Annotated in this window: 37 protein-coding genes; 26 read left to right on the forward strand and 11 right to left on the reverse strand. The window is 37.1% G+C overall.

The window, feature by feature from the left end:
- Positions 1 to 3 precede the first annotated feature (3 nt).
- Complete coding sequence (locus U9K52_RS09545; protein ID WP_322926132.1) at positions 4 to 591, forward strand: ElyC/SanA/YdcF family protein; 588 nt, start codon at positions 4 to 6, stop codon at positions 589 to 591.
- Here the strand turns inward: U9K52_RS09545 and U9K52_RS09550 are convergent.
- Positions 588 to 3,185, reverse strand: a complete 2,598-nt coding sequence (locus U9K52_RS09550) for a BamA/TamA family outer membrane protein (protein ID WP_248393444.1) — start codon at positions 3,183 to 3,185, stop codon at positions 588 to 590. The two genes, U9K52_RS09545 and U9K52_RS09550, sit on opposite strands and share 4 nt — an antisense overlap.
- Here U9K52_RS09550 and U9K52_RS09555 point away from each other — a divergent pair.
- On the forward strand, positions 3,171 to 3,905 hold the full coding sequence (locus tag U9K52_RS09555) for an RNA methyltransferase (RefSeq protein ID WP_322926133.1): 735 nt from the start codon (positions 3,171 to 3,173) through the stop codon (positions 3,903 to 3,905). The two genes, U9K52_RS09550 and U9K52_RS09555, sit on opposite strands and share 15 nt — an antisense overlap.
- 68 nt (positions 3,906 to 3,973) lie before the next feature.
- On the opposite strand, the gene U9K52_RS09560 is transcribed toward U9K52_RS09555, so the two are convergent.
- From U9K52_RS09560 to porQ, 5 genes are all read right to left on the reverse strand, one after another.
- Positions 3,974 to 4,471: a phosphoribosyl-ATP pyrophosphatase gene (locus U9K52_RS09560; protein ID WP_248393446.1), complete on the reverse strand. Its 498-nt coding sequence runs from the start codon at positions 4,469 to 4,471 to the stop codon at positions 3,974 to 3,976.
- Positions 4,472 to 4,474: 3 nt separating this feature from the next.
- Entirely contained in the window at positions 4,475 to 4,783 is a 309-nt protein-coding gene (locus U9K52_RS09565; RefSeq protein WP_248393447.1) for a phage holin family protein, read from the reverse strand.
- Between the two features lie 80 nt (positions 4,784 to 4,863).
- Complete coding sequence (locus U9K52_RS09570) at positions 4,864 to 5,211, reverse strand: YtxH domain-containing protein (RefSeq protein WP_248393448.1); 348 nt, start codon at positions 5,209 to 5,211, stop codon at positions 4,864 to 4,866.
- Positions 5,212 to 5,305: 94 nt separating this feature from the next.
- The gene (gene cmk / locus U9K52_RS09575; RefSeq protein ID WP_322926134.1) at positions 5,306 to 5,980 is read right to left on the reverse strand and encodes a (d)CMP kinase; all 675 of its coding nucleotides are present in this window, start codon (positions 5,978 to 5,980) and stop codon (positions 5,306 to 5,308) included.
- Positions 5,981 to 6,148: 168 nt separating this feature from the next.
- Positions 6,149 to 7,141 carry a type IX secretion system protein PorQ gene (gene porQ / locus U9K52_RS09580; RefSeq protein ID WP_263603117.1) on the reverse strand — a complete coding sequence of 331 codons (993 nt, stop codon included), beginning with the start codon at positions 7,139 to 7,141 and terminating at the stop codon, positions 6,149 to 6,151.
- A 282-nt stretch (positions 7,142 to 7,423) separates the two neighbouring features.
- Between porQ and pyrH the strand changes: the two genes are divergently transcribed.
- From pyrH to U9K52_RS09650, 14 genes are all read left to right on the forward strand, one after another.
- The gene (pyrH, locus tag U9K52_RS09585) at positions 7,424 to 8,131 is read left to right on the forward strand and encodes a UMP kinase (protein ID WP_248393451.1); all 708 of its coding nucleotides are present in this window, start codon (positions 7,424 to 7,426) and stop codon (positions 8,129 to 8,131) included.
- 177 nt (positions 8,132 to 8,308) lie between these two features.
- The gene (locus U9K52_RS09590) at positions 8,309 to 9,475 is read left to right on the forward strand and encodes a hypothetical protein (RefSeq protein ID WP_322926135.1); all 1,167 of its coding nucleotides are present in this window, start codon (positions 8,309 to 8,311) and stop codon (positions 9,473 to 9,475) included.
- A gap of 374 nt (positions 9,476 to 9,849) precedes the next feature.
- Entirely contained in the window at positions 9,850 to 10,401 is a 552-nt protein-coding gene (locus tag U9K52_RS09595; protein WP_322926136.1) for a recombination protein NinG, read from the forward strand.
- A 105-nt stretch (positions 10,402 to 10,506) separates the two neighbouring features.
- The gene (locus U9K52_RS09600; protein ID WP_322926137.1) at positions 10,507 to 10,743 is read left to right on the forward strand and encodes a hypothetical protein; all 237 of its coding nucleotides are present in this window, start codon (positions 10,507 to 10,509) and stop codon (positions 10,741 to 10,743) included.
- A gap of 697 nt (positions 10,744 to 11,440) precedes the next feature.
- The gene (locus tag U9K52_RS09605; RefSeq protein ID WP_322926138.1) at positions 11,441 to 11,779 is read left to right on the forward strand and encodes a hypothetical protein; all 339 of its coding nucleotides are present in this window, start codon (positions 11,441 to 11,443) and stop codon (positions 11,777 to 11,779) included.
- A gap of 83 nt (positions 11,780 to 11,862) precedes the next feature.
- A complete protein-coding gene (locus U9K52_RS09610) occupies positions 11,863 to 12,162 on the forward strand; it encodes a hypothetical protein (protein WP_322926139.1) in 300 nt (99 codons plus the stop codon).
- 18 nt (positions 12,163 to 12,180) lie between these two features.
- Positions 12,181 to 12,381, forward strand: coding sequence for a hypothetical protein (locus U9K52_RS09615; RefSeq protein WP_322926140.1), 201 nt, complete (start codon positions 12,181 to 12,183; stop codon positions 12,379 to 12,381).
- A gap of 125 nt (positions 12,382 to 12,506) precedes the next feature.
- A complete protein-coding gene (locus tag U9K52_RS09620) occupies positions 12,507 to 13,016 on the forward strand; it encodes a terminase small subunit (protein WP_322926141.1) in 510 nt (169 codons plus the stop codon).
- On the forward strand, positions 13,003 to 14,562 hold the full coding sequence (locus U9K52_RS09625; protein WP_322926142.1) for a hypothetical protein: 1,560 nt from the start codon (positions 13,003 to 13,005) through the stop codon (positions 14,560 to 14,562). Before U9K52_RS09620 ends, U9K52_RS09625 begins: the two co-directional genes overlap by 14 nt.
- 14 nt (positions 14,563 to 14,576) lie before the next feature.
- A complete protein-coding gene (locus U9K52_RS09630; protein ID WP_322926143.1) occupies positions 14,577 to 15,911 on the forward strand; it encodes a phage portal protein in 1,335 nt (444 codons plus the stop codon).
- A 160-nt stretch (positions 15,912 to 16,071) separates the two neighbouring features.
- Positions 16,072 to 16,440 (forward strand): hypothetical protein, encoded by a 369-nt coding sequence (locus U9K52_RS09635; RefSeq protein ID WP_322926144.1) that lies wholly within the window; start codon positions 16,072 to 16,074, stop codon positions 16,438 to 16,440.
- Entirely contained in the window at positions 16,418 to 17,455 is a 1,038-nt protein-coding gene (locus U9K52_RS09640; RefSeq protein ID WP_322926145.1) for a hypothetical protein, read from the forward strand. The genes U9K52_RS09635 and U9K52_RS09640 overlap by 23 nt, the downstream gene beginning before the upstream one ends.
- 17 nt (positions 17,456 to 17,472) lie before the next feature.
- Entirely contained in the window at positions 17,473 to 17,877 is a 405-nt protein-coding gene (locus U9K52_RS09645; protein ID WP_322926146.1) for a hypothetical protein, read from the forward strand.
- A 24-nt stretch (positions 17,878 to 17,901) separates the two neighbouring features.
- Complete coding sequence (locus U9K52_RS09650) at positions 17,902 to 18,612, forward strand: hypothetical protein (protein ID WP_322926147.1); 711 nt, start codon at positions 17,902 to 17,904, stop codon at positions 18,610 to 18,612.
- Between the two features lie 238 nt (positions 18,613 to 18,850).
- On the opposite strand, the gene U9K52_RS09655 is transcribed toward U9K52_RS09650, so the two are convergent.
- From U9K52_RS09655 to U9K52_RS09675, 5 genes are read right to left on the reverse strand one after another with little or no spacing between them, the layout of a single operon-like run.
- The gene (locus U9K52_RS09655; protein WP_322926148.1) at positions 18,851 to 19,078 is read right to left on the reverse strand and encodes a hypothetical protein; all 228 of its coding nucleotides are present in this window, start codon (positions 19,076 to 19,078) and stop codon (positions 18,851 to 18,853) included.
- 3 nt (positions 19,079 to 19,081) lie between these two features.
- On the reverse strand, positions 19,082 to 19,444 hold the full coding sequence (locus U9K52_RS09660; protein WP_322926149.1) for a hypothetical protein: 363 nt from the start codon (positions 19,442 to 19,444) through the stop codon (positions 19,082 to 19,084).
- 56 nt (positions 19,445 to 19,500) lie between these two features.
- A complete protein-coding gene (locus tag U9K52_RS09665; protein ID WP_322926150.1) occupies positions 19,501 to 19,704 on the reverse strand; it encodes a hypothetical protein in 204 nt (67 codons plus the stop codon).
- A gap of 8 nt (positions 19,705 to 19,712) precedes the next feature.
- A complete protein-coding gene (locus U9K52_RS09670; RefSeq protein WP_322926151.1) occupies positions 19,713 to 20,063 on the reverse strand; it encodes a hypothetical protein in 351 nt (116 codons plus the stop codon).
- A complete protein-coding gene (locus tag U9K52_RS09675) occupies positions 20,048 to 20,317 on the reverse strand; it encodes a hypothetical protein (protein WP_322926152.1) in 270 nt (89 codons plus the stop codon). The genes U9K52_RS09670 and U9K52_RS09675 overlap by 16 nt, the downstream gene beginning before the upstream one ends.
- Before the next feature lie 127 nt (positions 20,318 to 20,444).
- Here U9K52_RS09675 and U9K52_RS09680 point away from each other — a divergent pair, with 127 nt between their 5' ends.
- The 10 genes from U9K52_RS09680 to U9K52_RS21290 all read left to right on the forward strand — a co-directional run bounded on the left by U9K52_RS09680 (position 20,445) and on the right by U9K52_RS21290 (position 25,330).
- Positions 20,445 to 21,050, forward strand: coding sequence for a hypothetical protein (locus U9K52_RS09680; protein ID WP_322926153.1), 606 nt, complete (start codon positions 20,445 to 20,447; stop codon positions 21,048 to 21,050).
- A gap of 17 nt (positions 21,051 to 21,067) precedes the next feature.
- Positions 21,068 to 21,409, forward strand: coding sequence for a hypothetical protein (locus tag U9K52_RS09685; RefSeq protein WP_322926154.1), 342 nt, complete (start codon positions 21,068 to 21,070; stop codon positions 21,407 to 21,409).
- Between the two features lie 7 nt (positions 21,410 to 21,416).
- Complete coding sequence (locus U9K52_RS09690; protein WP_322926155.1) at positions 21,417 to 22,505, forward strand: major capsid protein; 1,089 nt, start codon at positions 21,417 to 21,419, stop codon at positions 22,503 to 22,505.
- A gap of 3 nt (positions 22,506 to 22,508) precedes the next feature.
- Positions 22,509 to 22,832 (forward strand): DUF6706 family protein, encoded by a 324-nt coding sequence (locus tag U9K52_RS09695; protein WP_322926156.1) that lies wholly within the window; start codon positions 22,509 to 22,511, stop codon positions 22,830 to 22,832.
- A complete protein-coding gene (locus U9K52_RS09700; protein ID WP_322926158.1) occupies positions 22,832 to 23,155 on the forward strand; it encodes a hypothetical protein in 324 nt (107 codons plus the stop codon). The genes U9K52_RS09695 and U9K52_RS09700 overlap by 1 nt, the downstream gene beginning before the upstream one ends.
- Complete coding sequence (locus U9K52_RS09705) at positions 23,146 to 23,637, forward strand: hypothetical protein (RefSeq protein ID WP_322926159.1); 492 nt, start codon at positions 23,146 to 23,148, stop codon at positions 23,635 to 23,637. Before U9K52_RS09700 ends, U9K52_RS09705 begins: the two co-directional genes overlap by 10 nt.
- Entirely contained in the window at positions 23,634 to 24,041 is a 408-nt protein-coding gene (locus U9K52_RS09710; RefSeq protein ID WP_322926161.1) for a hypothetical protein, read from the forward strand. Before U9K52_RS09705 ends, U9K52_RS09710 begins: the two co-directional genes overlap by 4 nt.
- Before the next feature lie 13 nt (positions 24,042 to 24,054).
- A complete protein-coding gene (locus U9K52_RS09715) occupies positions 24,055 to 24,558 on the forward strand; it encodes a hypothetical protein (protein WP_322926163.1) in 504 nt (167 codons plus the stop codon).
- Between the two features lie 62 nt (positions 24,559 to 24,620).
- The gene (locus U9K52_RS09720) at positions 24,621 to 25,097 is read left to right on the forward strand and encodes a hypothetical protein (RefSeq protein ID WP_322926164.1); all 477 of its coding nucleotides are present in this window, start codon (positions 24,621 to 24,623) and stop codon (positions 25,095 to 25,097) included.
- Between the two features lie 5 nt (positions 25,098 to 25,102).
- The gene (locus tag U9K52_RS21290) at positions 25,103 to 25,330 is read left to right on the forward strand and encodes a hypothetical protein (protein ID WP_323673789.1); all 228 of its coding nucleotides are present in this window, start codon (positions 25,103 to 25,105) and stop codon (positions 25,328 to 25,330) included.
- The last annotated feature ends 2 nt before the right edge of the window (positions 25,331 to 25,332 follow it).

The following is a 25,332-nucleotide window of genomic DNA, read 5'->3' on the forward strand; positions in this document are numbered from 1 at the left end:
CTCATGTTAATATCAGTGGAAATCATGATTCTGCTGATATGCCTTGCTAATGCCTGGGTTTTTGCCCTCACTGACGGGCGGACATACAACAAGATCTCTAAAATTCCGCCGAGAGAAGTCGCCCTGGTGCTGGGAACTTCACCAAAAATGCGATCCGGGCAATCCAATCCGTATTTTACCAAACGAATGGACGCGGCGGCATTGCTTTATCACCATGGAAAAATCAAAAAAATATTGGTGAGTGGTGAAAAAAGCAAAGGATACGATGAGCCTGCAGCCATGAAAAATTACCTGATCTACCAGGAAGGAGTTCCTGAAGAGATCATTATCGAAGACCCGAAAGGATTTAATACTTACCGCAGTATTCTACGCTGTAAAGATGTATATAAAAAAGATAATGTAATTATCGTGTCGCAGGGTTTCCACAATCTCCGGGCACTTCTTTTTGCGAGAAACAACAATATGAACGCCCTGGGATTTGATGCGCGCGATGTTACCAAACCCGAAAGTTACTACAGAAACCAGTTCCGGGAGATTTTGGCCAGAACGGTTGCTGTTGTTTATTTTGCATTAGGAATTTCTCCGGATTAGAACGGATATCCGAATGCAATATTCAATGTTGGTTTAAACGGCTGGAAGTACTTTATTCTCCATCGGTCGCCTTCAGGTTTATTAGGATCATACATTTTATATGCGAGGTCAAGTCTTAAAGTGATATAAGCAATATTTGCCCTTAACCCGAAACCACTTCCAACACCGACCTGTTTAAGGAATTTATTAAGCTTAAATTCATCCGCAGCAGCTTCATTAGAGTTTTTTAAAGACCAGATATTACCGATGTCGGTGAAAAGTGCTCCTTCGTAGGTTTCGTTAAATGGAACCCTGAATTCAATATTGGTAGTAAGTTTCAGATTTTCCGTAATATAAGTACGTACGCGTTCGTCAATTTGTGAATCTGAAGGACCAAGTCCGCCAAAAGGAACCCACGCCCTGATATCATTGGCTCCTCCGTTAAAATAGGACCTGATCACCGGCATACTGGAAGAGTTTCCGTAAGGAATCCCAAGACCTACAAACTGCCGCAATACAAGAGTATTATTATTAAATTTAAAATATTTTCTTATATCAAAATCAAATTTTACGAATTGTGCATACGGAACGCCGAAAATAGTTCGTTCCGGGCTGGTAATTACTCCGCCGTCATTTCTTTTCTGATTAAAAATGCTGAAGATATTTCCTGCAAGCTCTACTTTCCCGTTGAAATAGAATGAGTTCGGATAATCTTTTTTCCCGATTTCATTATACACGAAATTGTAGATAAACGAAGAAATTAAGACATCCTGTGTCTGGCGGTCTTTATTGATCAGTGTTCCTACAAAGGCTACAAACCTGTCGGCTCCCTGCTGGTCGAGTGTTCCCACATATTGTGTATCTAGTGTAATTAATCTCGAAACTTCGTCTATCGTGCGTTGTCCTGCGGTGAATTCCTGCGCCAAGGAAGGGTTGAATGCAAAGTAATCACTGAATATTTCCCTTCTTATTTCATCATCATTCACAAAATAATCATAATAAGCATCTTTATTCTTGGTTAAACTCAGCTGAGTATTGAAAATTGTAAGTCTGTGAGATACCTTATCGTTTACGGTGGCGAGATAATTTAAACCCGTATTAAAGTTTACCCTTCCTAGACCGATATTATTCTGGACTGAAGCTCCCAACACGATGGATGAAGTAGGGCTGTACCTTTTCGGAAGCAATTTATAGTAATCGAATGGCAGCAGTAATCTTGGAAAGTTCAGAGAGGCCTGCGCGGAAATTTCATAAGCCAGAACCCTGCTGTTGATATCTTTGGTACTTCTTATCGATCCGAAAGTTCCCGACAGACTGGTGGAAAGGTTTTCTGCTCCGCCAAAAACGTTTCTTGTCGTAAGATCTACGGAAGGAGAAACCCCCAGATTCAGCAACTGGGAATAGTTGACATCCGTACCGAGCTTGAGTTCGTATTTCGGGAGCGGTTTAAGAACATACATTACATCGATGATACTGTCATTCGGTGCAGCACCGCCTCCGTGTCTTAAAGAATCCCTTGATCTGAGTATACTGAAGTTATTCATCGCCAAAAGATTCCTTCTGGTAAGATCAAATTTTTTCTGGTCGTAGACCTGTTTATTTCCGATTGTAATTGCTCTCCATATTGCTCTTGAATCATATTGATTATTAACTTTATGAAAACGTATTCCTCTTAAACTGTCTTTTTTTGTATTTTTAGGATAATCACTTACTTCATCTACAATGGCAACATCAATATTCCCTATTGTAGAGACTTTATAAGGGCTGTCCAGAGAATCTTTATGAATTTCAAGGGTTAAAGGTACCTGTTTTCTGCTTTTCAGAGAATCGGCTACGAAATAAATCTCGTCACCAAGGTTATTAAATCTGTAATATCCGTAATCCCTCATCAGGTCATTGATCCTCGTCACTTCCTTTTCAAGAACTGTCTGATCCAATATCTGTCCCTGTCTGATCAGACTTCCCCTGATCTTCTGCTGATAAATATTCTTTACGGCCGGATCTGTGATATTATAATAATATTCTTTGATATAAGTAGGATCTTTATGAGTAATAAAATAAGTTACCGCTGCTTTTTTTGCTGCTGAATCAAGATCATGTTTAAATTTCACTTCTGCATCCCAGTATCCGCGATAGGTAAGTCTTTTCTCTATTGATTCTGCACTTTTTTCCGTTTTAGTCTGATCAAGAATTACAGGTGCCGAACCCCAGTTGTGATATAACCTGTCGAAAAACAGGCTTTTCCCGACACTGCTTTTCATATTGTATTTAATGAAAAGAGAATCTCTTAATTTCTGATTTCTCAATTCATTGGGATATGTCATATACTCATTCAGAAGGGTATCATATTTCGGGTTGGCGGCATTGTAGAGCCACAAACTGAGCGGCATAAAAAGAAACTGCCTTTTATTGGGTTTTTGCTGTACGTATCCTTTCAGTTCACCGTCAAATGGAGTTTTTTTATCTTCAAATTCAAAATTATTTTGTACCAGCAGATATTCTCCGTCCGGAACCTTTTTTGTGGTGCTACAAGCATAAAGGAGACCTACAAATGTTGCAAATGATATAATTTTATAATACTTTTGAGGAGAATTCTTATAATGCTTACAGCTCATACAATAAAAGTTTTACAATCTTTAGATAAAAAGAAGTTCAGACAAAAATACAATTTGTTTTTGGTTGAAGGTAATAAAACCATCACTGAACTTTTCAATTCTAACTTTAAAATTAAAGAAATATTTTCTACCGATCCGCAAAAATTGGACCGAGCGGAAGCTCCGATAACCCATATTTCTGATAATGAGCTTAAAAAAATAAGCTTCCTGCAAAATCCCAAAGATTCTGTTGCTGTTTGCTACCTTAGTGAAGAGAAAAAACTGAATGATGGAAATCTTCAGCTTATACTTGATGGTATTCAGGATCCGGGGAATATGGGTACAATTATACGCCTTGCCGACTGGTTTGGTATTGAGCAGATTATCTGCAGTAAAGACACTGTTGATTTTTACAATCCTAAAGTGATTATGGCCAGTATGGGATCTTTTACAAGGGTAAATATTATTTACACCGACTTAGTAGAATATCTTTCCGGGACTAAGAATATCAATATCGGTACGGATATGGAAGGGGAGAATATCTATTCATTTAGCAAACCGGAAAAAATGAATCTGATTCTCGGAAATGAAGGAAATGGAATGCGTCCTGAAACCGAAAGACTTTTAGAAAAAAGTGTAATGATCCCCAGATTTGGGCAATCACAATCCACAGAAAGCCTGAATGTGTCTATGGCAGCCGGAATTATTTTAGGACAGCTTTTCAGTGAAAAAGGGCAATAGGGTTTGAGAGTGGGAGAGTTGATGAGTTAGAAATAACTTAAAACACTCAAACGCCCCCACACTCCAACTCAAATAAGTTGTTCCATACTTGAAACACTTTGGTTTTTCTGGTAGTTTTCCAATTTTTTTCTGATGAATCTCAATGCAATCGGAGCAAGATAGATTAATGCTACTCCGGCAACTTTCCTTTTCCAGTTTGAACTCTTAAGGCTTTTTCTGGCATAGTTTCCTACAATGGCAGTAACGCCGAGTTTAATCAGCATATCTGCAGCATCCCCTTTAAAAGCAGATCCCGCAATTCCCATTGCTGTATTTTTATTGATTAATGCTCCTTTTATTTCGGAAGTGATCTGTTTGGCGATTACGTCTTTTTTCAGCACTACTTTTTCGTCGCCGTCTTCATCTACTTTTTCTTCGAGATACTGATCTGTCAAACCATTGGTGAATGCACTTAAACTTTCTTTCGTATTCTTGAATGTAAGAAGATCTTCCAATCCTTCGATTTCCTGTTTCAACAGTTTTTTCTTTCTTCTTAATTCTTCTAAGCTCTCATACTTTCTGCCCATAGTTTAATGATTTAAAAATTTAATAACCTGATCTGCCACATAATTTACGATTTTCTTTTTTAATACCATTAAAATCATCATGATAAGAAAATAAAATGCTGCTACAATCAGAAATCCATAAGATGTACCGCCCACAGCTTTTCCTATGAGAAAAGCAATCCCAAAGTTGAACAGGATAATGAAAAAACCAAAGGCTACCAACATTAAAACAAGATAGGTAACAACTCCGGCTGAAAGTGAAGATTTTTCTGTGGCTTCAATTTTCAGGAGGTCAATTCTTTTCGATGCGTATTCTTTAATAGTTTCAATCATTGTTTTTCTTTAAAGTTACAAAAAAAGGAACTTTTGTTTATAAAGTTCCTTCTCATAATTTACCTAAAAAATAAATTATTTTATTGTTTTAGATCGTTTAATTCAGATTCTACATTTTTTACTACGTCTGCAGTTTTTGAAACAATCTGATCCTTGTATTTATCGTATCCGTCTTTCATAGTATGAGCTACGTTACTTGCTGTTTCTTTGAAAGTAGAAGAAATACTGCTGTACTGGTCTTTTACCTTTTCAGAAACCTCTCCGTATTTGTTTTTAGCCTGATCTTTAATATCATTAGCTTTTTCTTTAATTTTTTTTCTGGTTTCCTTACCTTCTTCCGGAGCATAAAGCATTCCTAAAATTACACCCGCCGCAGCACCTGCAAGAAGCCCTGCCAAAATACCCGCTGTATTGTTTTTCTTAGACATTTTCGTTTTTTTTAATAGTTAATAATACTAGTTTTACTTGCTTAATATTTGTACAATTAATATACCAAAGGAGCCAAACATCTATTAAAAAGTGTTAAATGTTTTTGATGTATGAAAGAATACTTTCTATCGTTTCTTCTTTCGAAATGGTGGTATTGTCTATTACGATAGCATCATCTGCCTGCTTAAGAGGGGCTATTTCCCGCTCACTGTCAATCTTATCGCGTATAATAAGGTTTTCTTTTACCTGTTGTTCATTGGCTTCGATTCCCAGGCTTATCAGTTCCTGATAGCGTCTTTTTGTTCTTTCATCAATACTCGCCGTCAGGAAAAACTTATAGTCCGCATTTGGCAGAACTACTGTCCCGATGTCACGCCCGTCCATAATGATTCCGCCTTTTTCTGCCAAAGAACGCTGGGACTGCAGAAGAAAATCCCTTACTTCCTTCTGTTTTGCGACAAAACTTACATTTTCTGACACTTCATTGGTACGGATCGCTTTTGAAATATCAATATGATTTAAGAAAAGAACCAGCTCGCCATTATCATTTTTAAATTCAAGCTCTATTTCATCGAAAGAGGAAAACAGACTTTGAAGATTAATTGATCCGTCGTCGCTCAAACAGTTCTGAAGGGCAAACCAGGTAACGCCTCTGTAGAGTGCACCCGTATCCAAATGAATAATCCCAAGTTTTTGGGCAATAATTTTAGATATTGAACTTTTTCCGGTAGACGAGTACCCATCGATTGCTATAACAGGTTTTTTCATGGCACAAATTTCCAGATTTTTTATTAAAAACCAAGTAAAGTTTGAGGATTTTATTGATGATGATATGCATCAAGTTATATAAAAATATTAGAACCGGCTTTACATCAAATATTTAAATTAAAAATCCCCGAATAAATTCAGGGATATATGTAAATGATTTTACTTTACTTATTCTCCGGCATGGCTTACAAGATCTACCGAAACACCAATCTGATTAACATTGGTTGAATTATGATATCTTACATGGGCATAATCGATTCGGAATCTTGATAATTTAATTCCAAATCCGGCTGAAAGCCCGGAGAAATTTCTCTGATCGGCCACTGCCAGTTCATTTCCGCGTTTTACATTATATCCCAGCCTGATGTTGAATCCTTTTTCAGGGAACAGTTCTGCACCAATAGAGAAATGATCGGCAATTTTCCTTCCCACATTTACTTCCTGACCGTTTACATTGTATTGTGAAGAAATATCGAATTCCTGAAGATCGTGTGCCGTAATGGTAATCGCCAGCGGAATAGCTTTTAAAATCCGGGTGTATCCCAAATCTACGCGAAAAGGAAGATTTTCCCTGGTTCCGTTGAATGATTTAAACTGATATCCAAAATTTCTGAATACCAGAGAGGCCGTTTCTTTGTTCTTTTTATTATGATACGTAATTCCTGCGTTTCCTGATATGGCAGAAGAGGTGTAGTTATCAATCTTAGAAGTGATAAAATTTAATCCTCCGCCTATCGTCCAGTCTTCTTCAAACTGATAGGCATATCCAGCACCAATGGCAACATCGGAAGCCTTGAATGTGCCGTTTTCGAAACCACTTTCATCGGTTCTCGGAATGTCACCATAGCTCATATACCTTGCATTAATGGTAGCCATATGACCGTTGTCAAAATCTTTGGCATAGGCTATTGTTCCGTATTTGGAATCGGCAAGATATGATGCAGCATTCACGGAAAGCTGGTTATCGGAATCTTTATTGAGCAATGAGGGATTTGCAATGGCAAAGGAAACATCATGATCTCTTACAGAAATTGCATCGCCGCCAAGAGCAGCCTGTCTCGCAGAAACCGGAATATTCAAAAACGGGTAAACGTTTGTTCCTGTTTGTGCATAAGAAACAATCCCTGACAGAAATAATGAAAAAATGACAATTTTCTTCAATTCAGTTTATTAGTAATGCAAAAATAATCCTTTTTCGTACTTTTCAAAATATTTCTCACATTATTTACCGGTAAATTTTAAGTTTTTTAAAAATTATGGTTTTATCGTTAAATCCTGAAGGTTTTTGAAACCTTAAAGCTGTGTTGGGAATATCTTTCAAAATAGCCATTTAAACAAGATTTAAAAATTTAATCCAGAATTAAAAATCAACCTTATTAATGATTATATTTGCAAAGTCAAATTTCTGACAAACCAACAGATAAAATTTATTTAATAATAAAGATGAAATATAAAAGAATCCTTCTGAAACTTAGTGGTGAGGCCTTAATGGGAAACAGACAATATGGTATTGACAACGAAAGACTTCAGGAATACGCGGCCGAGATCAAAAAAGTAGTGGACAAAGGTTGCGAAATTGCCATTGTGATTGGAGGAGGAAATATTTTCCGTGGTGTGGCAGGAGCTGCAAAAGGAATGGACAGAGTACAGGGCGACTATATGGGAATGCTTGCAACGGTAATCAACGGAATGGCACTACAGGGAGCTTTGGAAGATGCCGGCATTAAAACAAGATTACAGTCTGCCATCGAAATGGACAAAGTAGCGGAACCTTTCATCAAAAGAAGAGCCGTAAGACATCTTGAAAAGGGAAGAGTGGTGATTTTCGGGGCAGGAACAGGAAATCCTTATTTCACAACCGATACAGCGGCAACATTAAGAGCAATCGAAATCGGAGCTGATGTCATTTTAAAGGGAACAAGGGTAGACGGAATTTATGACAGTGATCCTGAAAAAAATGTAAACGCCGTAAAATATAATTCATTATCTTTCGACGAAGTTTATGCCAAAAATCTTAAAGTTATGGATATGACTGCTTTTACTTTAAGTCACGAAAATAAATTGCCGATTATCGTTTTTGATATGAACAAAGACGGAAATCTTGAAAGAATTGTAGACGGAGAAGCTGTTGGTACTTTAGTTGATTTGTAATTGCTTATTACTCATCACTAATCATTTATATTAATGTGTAACTTATCAAAGATTTATCGATAATTTTAATTAACTTTATATCAGCATATTACAATAGCTAAAATAACATCATAGTAAAAAACAGTAAATTATTCTGGTTCTCAATGCCTGCAAGCAATTATTTTTTTGAAGAAAAATATGGGAAAACTAGAGGTAAAAATTTACACGCCTAAAAGGCAAGATGGAGACTTTTACGTTTATCTTTATGATAACGATGAACAGAAAGTAGTCAAAAAATTTTACAAGGGAGTTAATATTTATCCCGACTTTCAAGACCGGCGGTCTGCCGCTGAAGATTTAGCAAAAGCCGTACAGGGAAAACTTAATTCCGATTGGAGGCCTAAAATAAAATCAACATTGCCTGAATTGGTTGTAGAACAGCTAACCATTGGGCAATGTTTTGATAAGGCTTTAGAGTTGCACAGGGATAAAGTTAAAAGCCGGACCTTTGCAAATTACAGATGTCTGGTTCGGTTTTTGAATACTGAAGTCAAAGAAAAAAAATGGCAGAACGAACCATTGAAAAACCTAAAACCTCACCATGTTGAGGATCTTTTACTTTCCATTAAAAAAAGAAGAATCTGGACCAATAAAGAGTATAATCGCAGGCGAATAACTCTGCAGTCTTTATTTTCATCACTTTTGGCTAAACACTTAATTGATGAAAATATTGTCGCGAAAGTACCCACTTTAAAGTCTGAAAAAATAACGCCGTATGTGCCGCTTACACCAGAGGAACAAACGAAGGTTATAAAATACTTTAGTGATTTCCTTCCTAATTATAACATTTTTCTAAAAACACTATATCATACCGGATTAAGACCCGCTGAGGTTCGTTTCCTGAAATGCTCAATGGTAAGGTTAAATGGAGGCGATGATGATTTGTTGATATTACCAGAAGAACTAATTAAAACAGATCGTCGAAGAATAATCCCTATTCCGGAAGACCTTAAAAAAGATTTACTGAAGCTTGATTTATCGAATCCGGATTATTATGTTTTTGGTAGGAAAAAAGCCCGGGCCAACTTTTCTAAAGAGGACTTTTCTCCCAGTCCAATAATCTTAGGGATTAACACCGCAGGCCATGTATGGAGACTGAAAGTTATAGGAGAATTAGGAATTCCTAAAAAGCTTTATTCAAACAAGCATAAAAAAGCAAATGACAGTTTAGAGGATGGAGTTAGCCTTGAAGCAATACAAAAACTATTTGGGCACTCTACTCCGATAACAACGCAGATTTATGCGCAAATACTGCATTTAGTGAATTTTAGGACACTTAAGGAAAAAGCAAGGGACTTCAAATAGTCCCTTTTTCTATTTCACAAATCCAAATAAGGTATAAATCAACAATCCCAGGCATAACCACATTACGCCTCCAATCACTCTGGTTTGCACATCCTGACTGCGAAAAATAGACACTCATTAATAAAATCTTTTAATAGTTTCATAAGGTAAATTTAACAATACAAATACTTAAATTCTTACGGGTTTCCGTAATCTAACTTTTTTGTTTTATTTCTCTAAAATATTTGTTAGATATATTGATTATTACAAATGCTATTGCTAATTTTGAGATATAAAGTTACTGGAAACGAGTAGGTTAAAGTTTTTGAAAAAATATTTGATAAAATTTGAAAATGAACGGTAGGACCCGTAACTTTACTATAAAGCGGTTGGAAATGAAGGAGATAAAGCCGAAGAAATGCGCAGTATGTAGAGAAGATTTTATTCCATTTAGGACGACTCAGAAGGTATGCGGTCCGACCTGCGCAATTTCTTTAGGTAAGTCAAATATTCAGAAGAAAAACGCCCGGGAATGGCAGAAAGAGAAGAAGATCATAAAGGAGAAGATGAAAACGCAGTCTGGATGGTTGAAAGACCTCCAAGTTGTTTTCAATGAATATATCCGCTTGTCTCAAAAAGGTAGCAAGTGTATAAGCTGCCAAAACCCAAACCCGACCGACGCGGGCCATTACAGAAGTATCGGAGCGCATCCGGAATTAAGGTTTGAAGAAAAGAATGTAAACCTGCAGTGTAGAAAATGCAATGGGTATTGGGGCGGAAACTTAATCGAATACCGAAAGGGTTTGATAAAAAAATACGGAGTGGAAATTGTGGAGTGGCTGGAAGGGCCGCATAAAGAAACGAAGCTTTCAATTCCGGAAATAAAGATGAAGATAGAATATTACCGCGAAAAGATAAGGGAAATGAAAAAGGGCATTGCGGTTTAATGAAGGAATGATGTATTGATTTTAACCAGGCACACATGCTGTGGAAGATGGGGGCTGAGTGATGGACGATGAAGTGGGGTGTCTGGTTTTTTTAAAGATTGTATTATGAGGAAGGATTTTAAAGAAAGGTACAGGTTAATATATGAGAGAATTAAATCTGGGCCTTGTAGGTTTGAGCAAATAAAACAACATCTTCTGCGATCGAATGAATTCCAAAGATGCGAAATAACCGATTATTCAATTAGAACTCTTCAAAGAGATATTAAAGAGATAGAAATTGAATATGATGTTGAAATAAGGAATAAAATGAGCTATGATGGTCGTTATTATATAGTAAATTAAACGTGATGCTAGCATATAGGTAATGCGCTACCGCCGTGGATAGGCAATGAAGGAGTAAGGTAGAGAATCACCGTTCGATTCGGGGAGTATCAGCAAAATAAAAGTTCACATTGGAGTGCTTAAAAATCCTTATTAGGACTAAGGTTGACAGCTGGAAAGACAGCACACGCCATTTCGTCTAAGGGGTAAGACATCGGGATAATAACTCGGCAAAAGGGGTTCGACTCCCCTAATGGCACAAAAGAACAGTGGCGGAAGATAGACGCAATATTACTTCGAACGTATGTATAAATGCTTAGAAAATTATTGCCTGATTATACTTAAGGCATACAGGTATCGAATCCTGTCTGTTCTTTTAATTTTTTAAAGGTGTCGAATTCGACGGGTTTGATTTAATGCAGTTGGAAACATTCATATAACTATTTTTTTGGTGTCCCGCTGCTCAGGTAGCGGGGTTTTTAATTTAAAAGAGTGGCTTAAAAAATAAAGGATATGATAAGGATTCGTAAAGTTGGAAATGAATATATTTCAGAGATACAACATAAAAGGTTTTTAAGAAAACCAAAATGGATTCCTTTTGAAACTTATACTGGGTCAAAGGAGGCTTTTCCTTTTCTAAAATATGAAGATTGTTTAAAATCTGCCTTGTTTAAATTGAAGTGTGACATAATAACAAATTCATCAAAATAAAATACTCATGATAAAGATTGAATTTAAAGGTACTACTGAACCAATTGCAGTTAGTAGAATTGGAGGTCAAAACGATTCTCAATACATTTTTGAAGTGACAGATTCATGTTCTTGTGGTGAACATAGTGCAAAAAGGGAAATTGGTCGCTTCATTACAACCAAAGGAATAAACGTAACTGATATGGCAAATGCTAAAGCCTTTTCGATGGCTCCACATCTTTTAGAGGCTCTAATCCATTGCTTGAATATAATGGAACGGTTAGATGTTCGTTCTGGAATGTATGAGGAATATGGTAATGCTGTAATGAATTATACGCATCTGGTCGAATTAGCAACAGATTTATAAATCATGAAAAAATACGGCATCCTCCCCAACGGTAAAAAGAATTTGAAACCTAAATACGTGAAACCTAAAAACAGAAAAAAATAATGAACCGACAAGAATTTAAAGACAAGTATCACGCTGAATTTATCGCTGAAGGATTTTCAGAAGTAGATCCAGAAACTGATCCTCTAACATTTTACCAAAAAAGCTTAATCTCTAAAGAGGTTATCGAAGAAAATGATCTGGAAGGCGACACAATTCCAACGCTATTTTTTGGAACATCCGGAATAAATACGGGATATGGAATATTCACCGGATCATGTACTGTATGGCTTAATGTAGAAACTCCAAAAGAGGCGGTTGAATTTGCGAATAAGATTTCAGCCTTTGAGCCGATTTTTTAAACCTAAAAATAAAAGACGATGAGCAATAAAAACAAATTAAAGAATATAATTGAAAAGCATGGATTCACAATGGCACTTTACGAAATGACACTTAGTGTTTTCGGAACATTCTATTCAGGTTCGGTTGTCGATGCTAATAATAAAATTGTTCATGACTTTGAGGGCGTTGGAATTGATGAAGCAAAAGAGAATTTGTTGAACTTTTTTAATAAAAATTGAAGTGACCCTCGAAGAAATAAAAACCAACTGGACGGCCACCGATGCCATCCTTTACAAAACCCCGGAGATAAAACTTGCATCTCTGGAATCGAGTAAGACAAAAGTAATAGCGAAAATATAAACTAATGGCAAAGAAGATTGAAGATAACGAAGGAAGAATGCCGGACGGAAAGTTTGCGGAGGGGAATAAGATCTCAGTCGGAAATAACGGTGGTGCTCCGCTAAAATATTCTACTCCTGAAGAGTTGGAGTCTTTTTGTAAAGGTTATTTTGAATGGGCTGATAAAAACCCATGGATAAAGAACGATGTGGTTAAAGGTGGTGAGTTTGCTGGAACTCCTTTACAAATTCCAACACAAAGACCATACACGTTAATAGCCCTTTGTCACTACCTTTCTCTTTCATTGAACGGCTGGAAAAAATATGAAGAACGAGCGGAGTTCGTGACAGTCACAACGTGGGTGAGGGAAAAAATTAATAATCAGCAGATCGAAGGCGCTATGGTCGGAGCTTTCAATGCGAATCTTACGGCCAGAATTCAGGGTATTTCCGATAAACAGGATTTAACAAGTAATGGAGAAACATTGACATTTGGAGCGTTCTTAATGAAATCAGGAAGAAGTGAGTCTGAGTGAAAAGGAAATAGAAATTAAAGGGATTCAGCAGGTGGATCTATGGCGCGGCGACTGGAATAAGTTTGCCGCTGAAGCTTTAGGTGTAAGCCTTGACAAAGAACAACAGAAAATACTTGAATCTGTTCAATATAATCCCCGAACCTCGGTTGCTTCTGGAACAGCAAGGGGAAAAGACTTTGTTACAGCTGTTTCTGCTATTTGTTTCATGTATTTGACACCTCGATGGAACGATAAAGGTGATCTAATTGCAAATACTAAAGTTGCATTAACGGCACCAACAGACAGACAGGTTAAAAATATTATGATGCCGGAAATATCCCGATTATTCAATAAGGCTAAAAAGCTTATTGGTGGATTACCTGGGAGATTAAATGCATATGATATTAGAACCGATTATGATGAGTGGTTTTTAACAGGTTTCAAGGCTGATGAACATAACCATGAAGCATGGTCCGGATTCCATGCTGTAAATACTATGTTTGCTATTACCGAGGCTTCGGGTATTTCCGATGATACTTTCGGGGCGATTGAAGGCAACCTTCAGGGTAATTCCCGGATTCTTCTCGTTTTTAACCCTAATACAACAATTGGATATGCCGCAAAGAGCCAAAAGGGGGAACGCTGGTCAAAATATCGATTAAACAGCCTTGATGCGCCGAATGTTATTGCTAAAAAAGAAATTATACCGGGACAGGTAGATCATAACTGGATTCAGGATAAACTTGATAACTGGTGTACAATAATCAGTAAAGATGAGGTAAGCGCTGAAGAAGATGACTTTGAACATGATGGAGTTTGGTATCGCCCAACAGATATTTTCAGGATTAAAGTCTTGGGAAAATTCCCAAAGGTTTCAGAGGATTCCCTTATCCCTGAGCAATGGATCGAGGAGGCTAACAAAAGATGGTTAGAATACAAGCATAAAGAGGCTGGAAGATCCGGACGTTTGGTGGTGGGTTCTGATATTGCAGGGATGGGTCGCGACAATAGTGTTGATGTTTTTCGTTATGGTAATTTCGTAGATAAAATTGATGTTTCAAATTCGGCTGGTGTTGCAGATCATATGAAGGTTTCCGGGAAATTAGCATCAATACTAAAATCAAACCCAAATGCATACGCTTCCATTGATACGATCGGAGAAGGCGCCGGCGTATTTTCGAGATTAGAAGAACTAAAGATCGAAAACGTAATCAGCTGTAAATATTCTGAAAAAGCATCACTTAACGATAAACCTTTGAAGGACGTTACAGAGCAGTATGAATTTTTAAATATGAGGGCTTACTTGTTCTGGTGTGTTCGAGATTGGTTGAATCCAAAAAACGGACAAAACGCAATGCTACCACCGAATGATTTATTCAAAGAAGAAGCTACCGAGATAAAATGGTTTTTCCGAAGTGATGGAAAAATACAGATTGAATCAAAAGAAGATATAAAAAAACGTCTGGGCCGGTCTATTGACTTGTTTGATGCACTCGCAAATACTTTCTATCCGATTGTAGTCAAAAAGAAAACAGACCTTAAAAAGCTCGGCAGAATGGTAGGATAATAAAAAAACTATATATGGATTTTAAAGGATTAGATGCAGAGGAAATAGTAAAAAAGCTGGATAAGCTACGGCCAAACTCAGACTATCTTACAAGTGCCGTTCTGCAATATAATGTGGAAACGCATGAGATTTTCACCAATACAACGAAATACCCGAATAAACTAGTGGAGACTGATGAGGGTACAACATCGATACCGATTAACCGGATCGGTTTCGCTATTCAGCAGATGATTGTTGATAAGATAGTTGCTTTCGGATTCGGAAAGCCGGTTTCATATGTACCTACAGATGCAAATGCATGGTCTTTGGTACAGTCGGTTTTGGATCAAAACAAAAGCATTTCATTAAATCGTAATGCTGCAAGGGAGATTTATGGAGCTACAAAAACCGCTGAAGTATGGTATTTAACGCCGGAAGCTGATAGGCTCAGATATAAACTGCTAAAACCAACGGAAGGAGATGTTTTCTATCCAATATTTGAAAATGGAGATATGACTGCATTTATCCGGGAAATTCTCGTAAAGGACGAAAACGACAAAGATGTGGAATATCGGGAAATTTACACCACTGAGGAAAAGATTATCCTGAAAAAAGAAACTGTTTGGATCGAAGAAGGACGGGAACGTAATGTTATCGGTAAAATACCGGTTGTTTATGGCTCCCAGAAAAAAACGGAATGGGATATTGTACAGCCGCTGATCGAACGTCTCGAAGAACTAGCCTCAGGACATGCTGAAATTAACGACTACCATGTGGCTCCGAAAATCAAAACAAAAGGGGAAATCACAGGATTTGCAAAAAAAGGAGAGAAGGGAGCTATCTTCGAGATGGAGAAAGACGCGGAAATGGATTACATGACATGGAACAATAACACCGACTCGTATAAGCTGGAATTTGAAAACCTTTGGAATATTATCTTCAAACTTACCCAAACCCCAGACATTTCCTTCGATAAACTCAAATCTATGGGAGCTATCTCCGGAGTGGCTGCGCAGTACTATTTCATGGATATTCACCTGAAAGTCGAAATGAAGCGTGAAATCTGGGATGATTACCTCGCCCGCAGGATTAATATCATTAAAGCGTTTCTGGCGAATGTATTAAGCACTAAAGACGCGAAGAAACTGGAAGAATTGGAAGTTGATATTGTCTACAATCCGTATATGATTAACGATATGAAGGAGAAGATCAGTACTTACACCGATGCAACAGGAGGCCAGCAGATCATGAGTGTTTCAACAGCAATGCGAAATATTGGAATCGATGATCCAGAAGAGGAAATCAAAAAGATTCGTGAGGAAAATGATTATGCAACGGAAACTGAGAATTCAAATACATTCGGGCTATGAGTAATGCAAAAAGAATCCAGAAGAAAAAAGCTCAAATACGAAGAAAAAACTTTGTGAAACCACTCAGAGTTATTCTTAGAATCAATACAAGGCCGCTGTGTAAAGCCTTAAAGGAATTGAGTGAGGCAATTGAAAAGGTAGTTAAAAGCGTGAAAGTATCATGAAGAAGAAAATCATAAAAATACCCATCTATTTTGGTGATTTCATAATAATTCTCGATACGGAAGAATGGAAAAATGTAAATGCTATTTATCAGCACCGTTTACAGTGGAACAGGCCAGCAGATCAAAGCGATGATGCATTTGTTTTCAAAGATGAGTACGCAGGATATTCGAAGTATATAGTATGCTTCAAAGATCGTCCGAAAAACAGTGTAATTGCTCATGAATGTGTGCATTTAGTCAATGAATTGTTTAAAGACCGGGGCCAGAAATTAGATATTGAAAACGACGAAGCTCAGGCGTACATGACCGGATGGTTTTTTGACCAAATAGAAAAATTCTTCAATGGACTACGACAATCAGCATAAAAAAAGAGTTCAGCAGTACCTTCGCCGTGTCGAAAAACTATTCGATGAACTGATAGAAGGTATTGTATTCAAATCTGCGCCCCTTGAATTGAAAGAGGGGTTTTTCCAGTTCCGGAAATATCCGAAGATTACAAAATATATCGAAGCTACTTTGCTGCAGTTCAACAAAGATCTTAGGGAATTGCTTACAGTTTCCACCGGAGACAGTTGGACCCTGGCAAATCAGAAAAACGACTTTCTAAAGCTCAATACTCTGAAAAGTATAGCAAAGCAGATCCCGTCAGAAGTGTATAAGAAGCTTGCCGAAGCACCACAGCCCCGGAATCTCGAAGCATTAAAAGCGTTTCAGGAACGAAAGATCAGTAAATTCACCATATCTGATCGTGTGTGGTCTATTACCCAAAATACAAAGAAAGAACTTGAATTTGCGCTTGATCTTGGCTTGTCGGAAGGCAAAAGCGCACAATCTTTAGCAAGAGAGGTAAAGAAGCACCTTAGAGAGCCGGACCGTTTGTATCGTCGAGTTCGTGATAAGCACGGAAATCTTACTTTGAGTAAAAATGCAAAAGCCTATAAGCCGGGGCAAGGTGTATATCGAAGCAGTATGGCCAATGCTGTACGTCTGACCAAAGAAGAAAACAATCAGGCATACCGGGAAGCCGATCAGATGCGAATTATGCAGAACAATGATATTGTCGGTTATCAAATACAGTTGAGCAATGCACATAAGATCGTGGATATTTGCGATGATCTTAAAGGTTTTTACCCTAAAACGTTTGTTTGGAAAGGCTGGCATATAGGCTGCATGTGCCAGCGGTTCACGGTTCGCAAAACCGACAAAGAAATCATTGATGAAATCAACAAAGGTATCAATCTGCCGCCGGAAAGTTCCCAGAATTATATTGCTGATGTTCCTGAACAATTCAAAAACTACATGGACCAAAATAAGGAGAAAATGGAAGCGTGGAAATCTCAGCCATCTTTTATGGTTGATAATCGGAAATACATTAAGTAATTCTTATATTTGCTCTTATGATCTCCCATCAAGAACAAAAACTATATGACCATTTAACCAGGTTCTGCAATTTCGCGCCATTGCCGGATCAATTGCTTGAATTAGTTGAGCATTGCAACTTAACCGGTGAAATACATGAAGAACTTCCTTTCATATGCTATCACTTTCATTCGTATTCTTACACTAAAAGGCAATATGAAGAACTTTGCGAATTTCATGTAAAGCTTCTGGCTAAAGTTCAGCAGCATAAAATGCTTTCCGATAACGTATCGAATACACTTCTTACGCTTCGGGAGCCGCTAGTGAAATCTGGGATAGCAGATTATGAAGCTAAGAACCAAGAGTATTGGCGGGAAGTAGTAGAGACAACGCCGGAAGTACAAGGGAGAAGTGAGTTTAGGAAATATCTATCTAATAAGTAATATAAAATAAAATAAAATATTATTATGAATAAAAAAGACGTACCGCTTTATGTATTACATTGTTTAGAGCCTATTGCAACTTTAAAAGATAATAGGGTTTTGATCGAAAAAAATGACAATATACTGTTAACGGTTAAGGATGCTGATCCGAAATCAAATTTCATGTTTCAAGTAGTTTCATATGATTATTCTAATGGAGAAAGTGCCTTTAGGGTTCAGTACTCTCCAAAAAGTGACAGGGAGATTAGTGCGAATTCCCAAATAGTAAGAGAAGGATATTTAATGGAAGTTTTTAATAATTGGATTAGCAGAATTGAAGAATATAATAATGTGAAATCTATTTTTGACGATCCAATATTAAACGCTTTTCAGGCTGAATTTTATTCATACTTCAATCTGAAGGACGAATCTTTAGATGATATTCCTTTTGAGGTTGAACAAATTATTAAGCTAGATTATCTTTTAAATCGCGTAGAAACAAGATTAATTGAAATGTCAGATGACAGTAATAGAGTTGTTATTGATTCAATTATACTTGAGATTGAATATGTACGAGAAAATCTAGCTACGCGTTCTCAGAAATGGATTGCCGAGAATGTTTCTAAAATTTATGCTCAAATTGCAAAATTAGGATCTAAGTTTATGAAGGAAATCTGGGTTGAAGGCAAAAAAGAAGTTATAATAGAGATTGTAAAAACTGCAATAGTAGAAGGAATAAAATATTTAAGTCAATAAAAAGCCCCAAATTTGGGGCTTTTTTATTTATCAATTTTGGTTAGGGCGGCTTTATTAAAGGTAGCGGTCTTTAGTTCATATCCGCCGAACCAAACGCACGATAAATAAGAACTGCTGGCGCCATTACTGTTTACAGTCATTAGTATTGTTCTTTTAAGATCAGAGTTTAGGTGTACAATGTCACCGATTTTAATTTCCATGGTTAAAGTTTTTAGTTAATATTAATTTCCATTCAAAGTTAATTATTTTTCTTTGTAAAAACAGGATAACGTTCAACATTGTAATCAGGTTCTGTTTTGCCTCCTAGTTTTGGATTTAAATATTTAACTTCTACGTGTATTTTGTCAGTCCAAGGAGACTCGAAATTGTTTAAATATTCTTGAAGATCATCTTCATTATCGAAAACGGCTTCAATATCTCTATCTTCGTATTCTCCGACTACAATCATATAGATTTTCTTTTCCATCCATTACTTATTAATTGTTAATTCTTTTCCGGTAAGTGCGAAAAACAAATTTTGAAGCTGGTGAACGAATTTTATAGATGTCCTGCCCGAGAATAAATCAGCCTTCCATTCGGATGAAGATCCATCGTATTCAATCTGAATTCCATCAATGCGAAAGCAAGGATAATCCCTTACTTTAGCAAACCCGAATTTTAAAAACCAACTCTCATCCACTGCAATCTCCCTAATACCCTGAATCGTCAATTTTGCACTTGGATATTTTTCTGAATGTTTTACTACAATTCCGTCTTCGTGAATGGCAACAACTTTTGTAACGGTTGTCGCATGTAATACTAAGTTGCCTATTCTAAAATCACTATATCTCATAAGATTTAATTTTTACAAACATACGACGCAAATTATTTTTTGTCGGTTTGCTTCAATTATTTCAAAATTACTTCAATTTTAGGATTATAATAATCCACTTTTTCATTCTCAGATCGTATTGAAAACCGTGGTTCCTTTTCAATTTCAATATTTAATTCTAGCTCTGGATTTGCTTTTACAAATTCATCGATTTTGCTTTTTAGGCTTTTCTTTAAAACCTCAATTTCTTGTTTGATTTCATTAATAGTCTTGTTGCTCATATTTATAATTAATAAATTTTATATATCGGTCTATTAAAATAGTTTTTATTCATACATTCAACCTTATGATATGGCGTTTCATCGATCTTCCAGTCAGAATGCTTTACATATTCAATTTCGCCACTTTTCAATCTTTCGAGAATATATTGCCCATTATCTCGATGTTGCTGGTATGCTTCAAACTTGATTTTATCGATTACATCTTCCGCCTTTTCTTTACCGACTAATTCAGTAAGGTTTTTTTCTTCAGCTTTTAATTGTTCAGCTTTTCTAACTAAACTTAAGAAGCCCCGAAAATTATTCATTACCGGAGTTAAAGCAATTGCTTTATTAATACTTTGTTTTACCTTCTCATCCATTCCAATACTTTTTCTGTGTCAAATAATAATGTTTTTCCAGTTTTTCGACTTTCGTAGCCGCCGATTATCAATTCCTCGGGGTAATAACGTGATCTTAAAAGCGCATAAACCTTTGATTTATCCTTTCCTGTAATCTCGCAAAACTCATGAAGTCGCAGCGTAAGTTTTTGTGCCATTGAAATCCTGTTGACAGCGACTAAAAGCTGGTTTAAATTCATATCAGCCGTTCTCATTCTTCCTAATTCTTCCGTCATAACTAATATATAGTGGTTATTATAGTAAAATTACAAAAACCATTGTGTATTTCAACAAAAATCTATTGAAAATTAACACATTACAGGCGACTTTTGTAGTAATTAATAAAAATATAACCTTTTAATTATGACAAAAGAAACTATCATTGAAAAACTTAAAACCAAATACGCGAATTTGGGGTTAAGTGATGAGATTTTAGGGTCGCAGGCAGATTTTATTTTAACCGGTAAACCAACTGACGAAACTATAGACGGAGTAGTCGACGGAGTAGGGGGATTATTAAAATCAATTCAGTCAAGCTTAGACAAAGCGAGACAAAAGCCACAACCTCCAAAACCTGAGCCAACGCCAACGCCAGCACCGGCGCCGAACCCAAATCCAGCACCCAATCCAGGGAACCCAGATCAAAGTTTAGCCGAACAGGTTAAGGCACTGACACAATCCGTACAGGCGCTAGTTTCCAAAACAGCCACTGACGATAAAAAAGGAAATCTTGTAAAAGCTCTGGCCGCCAAAAGCATTCCAGAGAAATATTACAACAAATTCCTTAACACTGTGGACTATGGCGAAAACTATTCTGAAGAAGAAACGGTAAAAGCTATGGAAACTGAATACGAAGATTTCAAACAGGCTTTTGCAATCGACGGAGCTAAAGGGGGGAATCCTCCAATCGGAACCGGAGGCAATACTCAGAAAACTGAGGTTTTAAAGGATATTGAAAGGTTAGCTTAAAAAACAAAACAAACAAAATGAGCAAACTAGGTTTAAAGAAGACGGTTGTTGCGGGAGATAAGACAATTTTCGCTCACGTTTTAGAAACCGCTTTAGGTGGTTTCGCATTAGATACAACAGGGTTAACTGTTGGAGATAAATTATTGGCAGGTACTGCATTTTCTTTCGATGAAGCTACAAGACTTGCAAAGCCAGACCAAACAAATCCGAAAGGGTTACTGTACGAAGATGTTGTAATTGATTCAGCGACTTCTGTTGATATTGTACTGAGAGGAACTGTTTACGCAAACAGAATCCCGGCTATTTCCGATGCTCTTAAAGCTAAGATGCCGAACATCATTTTTTCACTTTCAAAATAACTAAAACATGAGCGAAATTATAACATCGATTTTCGGGCAATATGCAACAAGCGGAGCATTACAGGCAATTATCGATAAAAGAAAAGACAAATTCAAAGAAAGACTTTTTACTAAGTATCTTGAATGGGATACTCCACAGGTAGATCTTTCTTTTGCTGACGTTATTGGACGTAGCAGAATTGAAGCTATCGCTTCCGTAATTGGAGAAGATGCTGTATCTCCAGTAAGAAGCCGCCAGGGTCTTGAGAAATTAGAAGGTAAAATCCCGACAATTTCCCACAAGTATATTATGAAGGCTTCTGATTACAGAAACTACATTACTTTACAGAACCAAAATAACGTAAACGACGATACGAAGAAAAAACAGATCATTGATCTTATCTTCAATGACGTGAAAAACGCTGCCGACGGTTGTACCGCAAGGGTAGATGTAATGTTTTTACAGGCTCTATCTACCGGAAAAATCGATCTGACTGTGGCAAATAATCCTGACGGTGTTGCTTATGGACAGATTGACATGATGCTTCCGGCAGAAAACATTATCACGGCCACAAAAGTATGGACTGATTCGACAGCAAAACCAACAAGCGATCTTGAAGCAGTTATTGATGCAGCACAAGCAAAAGGAAATGGAGAATTCGCAAAAATGCTTATGACCCGTCCGACCTTCAATAAGCTGAAAGACTCTGCCGAAATCCAGGCGATTTTCAAGAATTCAAGCAAAGATAACTATGCATTGGTAACCCTTGCAAGAGTGAACGATTTCATGACTTCAAACGGTCTTCCTGAAATCGAGCTTCAGGATTCTTTATTCGGACTTGAACAGGATGGAGCAATTACCACGTTCAAAGCGTTTGCTGACGATGTGATTGTATTCGTTCCACAAGGGCAGCTTGGAACTGTTAAAAACGGTTTAGTGGTAGAAGGTGACTTGATGCAAGTTTCCGGACATTCTTACGCTAACGTTGACCGAGTAAAAATTGCTAAATGGTCCAAAACGGAGCCAATGAACGAATTTACAAGAGGACAGCTGCATGCAATCCCGGCAATCACTGCAATCGATGCGGTATATCATTTAAAACTGAAATTATCATAGAAAATGAAAGTTAGGGATTATATAACAGCAAACCTTGAATTATGGTCGGTTGATCTTTCCGATTCGCTTATTGATGCAGAATTGATTAATGTCGGTTTGAATGGCGATTCCGAATATAACTCCGAATCAGAAGTAAAAACTAAAACGCTGTTTTACAACATAATCCCTAAACTTTTATTAAGACCGAAAAGTGTTTCAGAAGGAGGATATTCAATTACCTATGACAGTGAGGGTATCAAATCATATTACGATATTCTTTGTCAAGAGTTGGAGTTTCCGAATGTACTTTTAAAAAATAAAATCCGTGATCGCTCAAACCTTTGGTAATGAAACAGTATCCGTACAAGCTTGAAGTATTCGTCAAAACCGACGCTACTTATGATCCGGACACAGGTTCATGGATTCCAGGTTCTGAAGGTTGGCAGTATTTCGGCAAATGCCGGGATGAAGTTAACAACTCCGGAACTCGAAGTAATCAAAACGATCAGATCAAGTACGAATACACATGGTTAATACAGTGTCCGAAGGATTTAAAGCCAATCAACATAGGATCGACTATTCGGGTAATCGACAAAGACGGAAACCAGCGAATGACAGGTGAAGTTTTGAGAACAAAATACGATCAAATGCATGCGAGGATATGGGTATAAAAGCAAACTTTAAGATGCCGGAAGTCAACCGATACATCAATGATATGCTGGACGCTAAAATACAAAATGCAATCAGGATAATGCGTGTTGTAGGTGAAGATGCGGTGAATGAAGCAAGATCATACACAAAAGATCGTGACTGGCACGATGTCACCGGGAATTTAAGATCATCAATCGGTTATGTGATTACCCTTAATGGGCGGGTAGTAAGTGAGGACTTTAATTTAGGTGTAACCAATTTTAAAAAAGACGGAACCGCAGATAATAGGTTTAAAGCGGGTGGTGTCGCAAATAAGGATGGTAAAAAAATTGGACGTGATCTCGCCATCGATATTTCCAAAGCCCTTCCGGAATTAGCTCTTGTAGTTGTTGCCGGTATGAATTATGCCGTTGCTGTTGAAAGCCGAGGGAAAAACGTTCTTTCCAGTGCTGAACTCAAAGCAAAACTTGATCTGAACAGATTCTTAAATCAAATAGCATGAGACAGTCAGATATTGAAGGAAAGCAATGGATTTTCGACATTCTTAAAAATGGCGGTGTGAGATCTGTTATTACCGGAGAGATCTACAAAGATTTTAGGCCTTCTGGCAGCATAAAGGAAGATATTGTAATCAACAGTATCACCATCAATAATACTTTCTTTCAAACCGGGGCATTCAATGTTAATTGCTATGTACCATATTTGAAAGTAACTATTAATTCCGTGACGCAGAATGTTCCGAACGAAGCACGACTAAAAGCAGTGAAAGATGCTGTAAAGCCTCTTCTGGAAAACAAATTTACAAACAACGGAAATATTGACATAGAGTTCAGTTCTACCATTATGGATGAAAAAGACTGTTATATCAATTTTCGATTAAAATTAAACGCATTTAATAACAAATAAAATTCAATAATAAATGGGACAGATTAATAATGGTGTGGCAAAAATTGAATTAGCACCAATCGCAACAGACGGCGGAATGGGGTCCGTATTTAAAACCCTGGGAGAAACGATGCTCGGAACTCTTAAAATCAATATGGAAGACGGCACAACAACCGACTTCAATGTTGAAGAGTATGACGAACCTCTTTTTACCAGAACAACTAAAGGAGCAATGTCTTTTGATTTTGACGTTGCTAATCCGGATGCTGATACACTTGTTGAACTTGGAGCCGGAACCAAAGATGAAGACGGAAACTACATTCCACCAATCGGACATGTAGTAGTGGAAAGAAGTTTGAGAATCACTCCAGAAGTAGGATTTGGATTTGATGTTGTAAGAACGCTAATTACATACAAATTCACTTCTGATATGGGTAAAGACAATCTTTTAGGCGTTTCCGTTAATGCTAAAGTTTTGCGGCCAACTAAAGCAAATACACCAACTTTCGAGATGGTAAAATATCCAATAGTACCTTAATTTTTCTTTTCAGCGCACTTGCTTAGGTGGGTGCGCTTTTTTTAACATTAAAATATTGTACTATGAACGAAGAGGAAAAATTAGTTGCTGAGGAAAAAGAATTAAAAATTTTAAATGAGGTTGGTTTTGTAGTTAAAACGAGGCTATTCGGAAAAGAAAGAGTTTGGAAAGTTAGAAAAGTTCCACTTGCAGTAATGTTCAGACAGAGCCATCTTTTTTTCAAACTTAAAACACACCAGGATCAGTTGCAGAGCGATGATGTAACTGGAATTTTAAACGCTCAGTTCAATTCAGTTGCGGATAACGCGAAATTATGTGCTGAAATTATTGCGATTACCATTTTAGGGAGGCGATGGAAAATACGTCTTTTCAAAAGATTGCTCACTGAACATCTTTACGAAAACATTGACTCCAAAGATTTACTGGAATTCACTCAAAACATTCTTTCGCTGAACGACTACCAGTCTTTTATGACCTCTACCACATTACTAAGCGCAGTAAGAGTGACGAATCCGATGAAGGTAGAGAAAATGGATTAAAAACAATCTATGGACTATGTGGTCAGCTCTGTCACCACTTTGGATGGTCACTCGAATACTTATTGTGGGATGTTGATTATGCATTCCTGCAGCGGATGCTTATCGATGCACCTTCTTACGATTACGACAAAAATGAAACTGATAAAGGCTCAGGAAAGCCACCCGGAAAAACGGTAAGCTATACCGATCAAACTCCGGAACAGCTTTTCTCAATGCTTGAAAAATATAAATAATG

The organism is Chryseobacterium sp. MHB01 (assembly GCF_034651565.1).
In the GTDB taxonomy this organism is placed as follows: domain Bacteria; phylum Bacteroidota; class Bacteroidia; order Flavobacteriales; family Weeksellaceae; genus Chryseobacterium; species Chryseobacterium nepalense.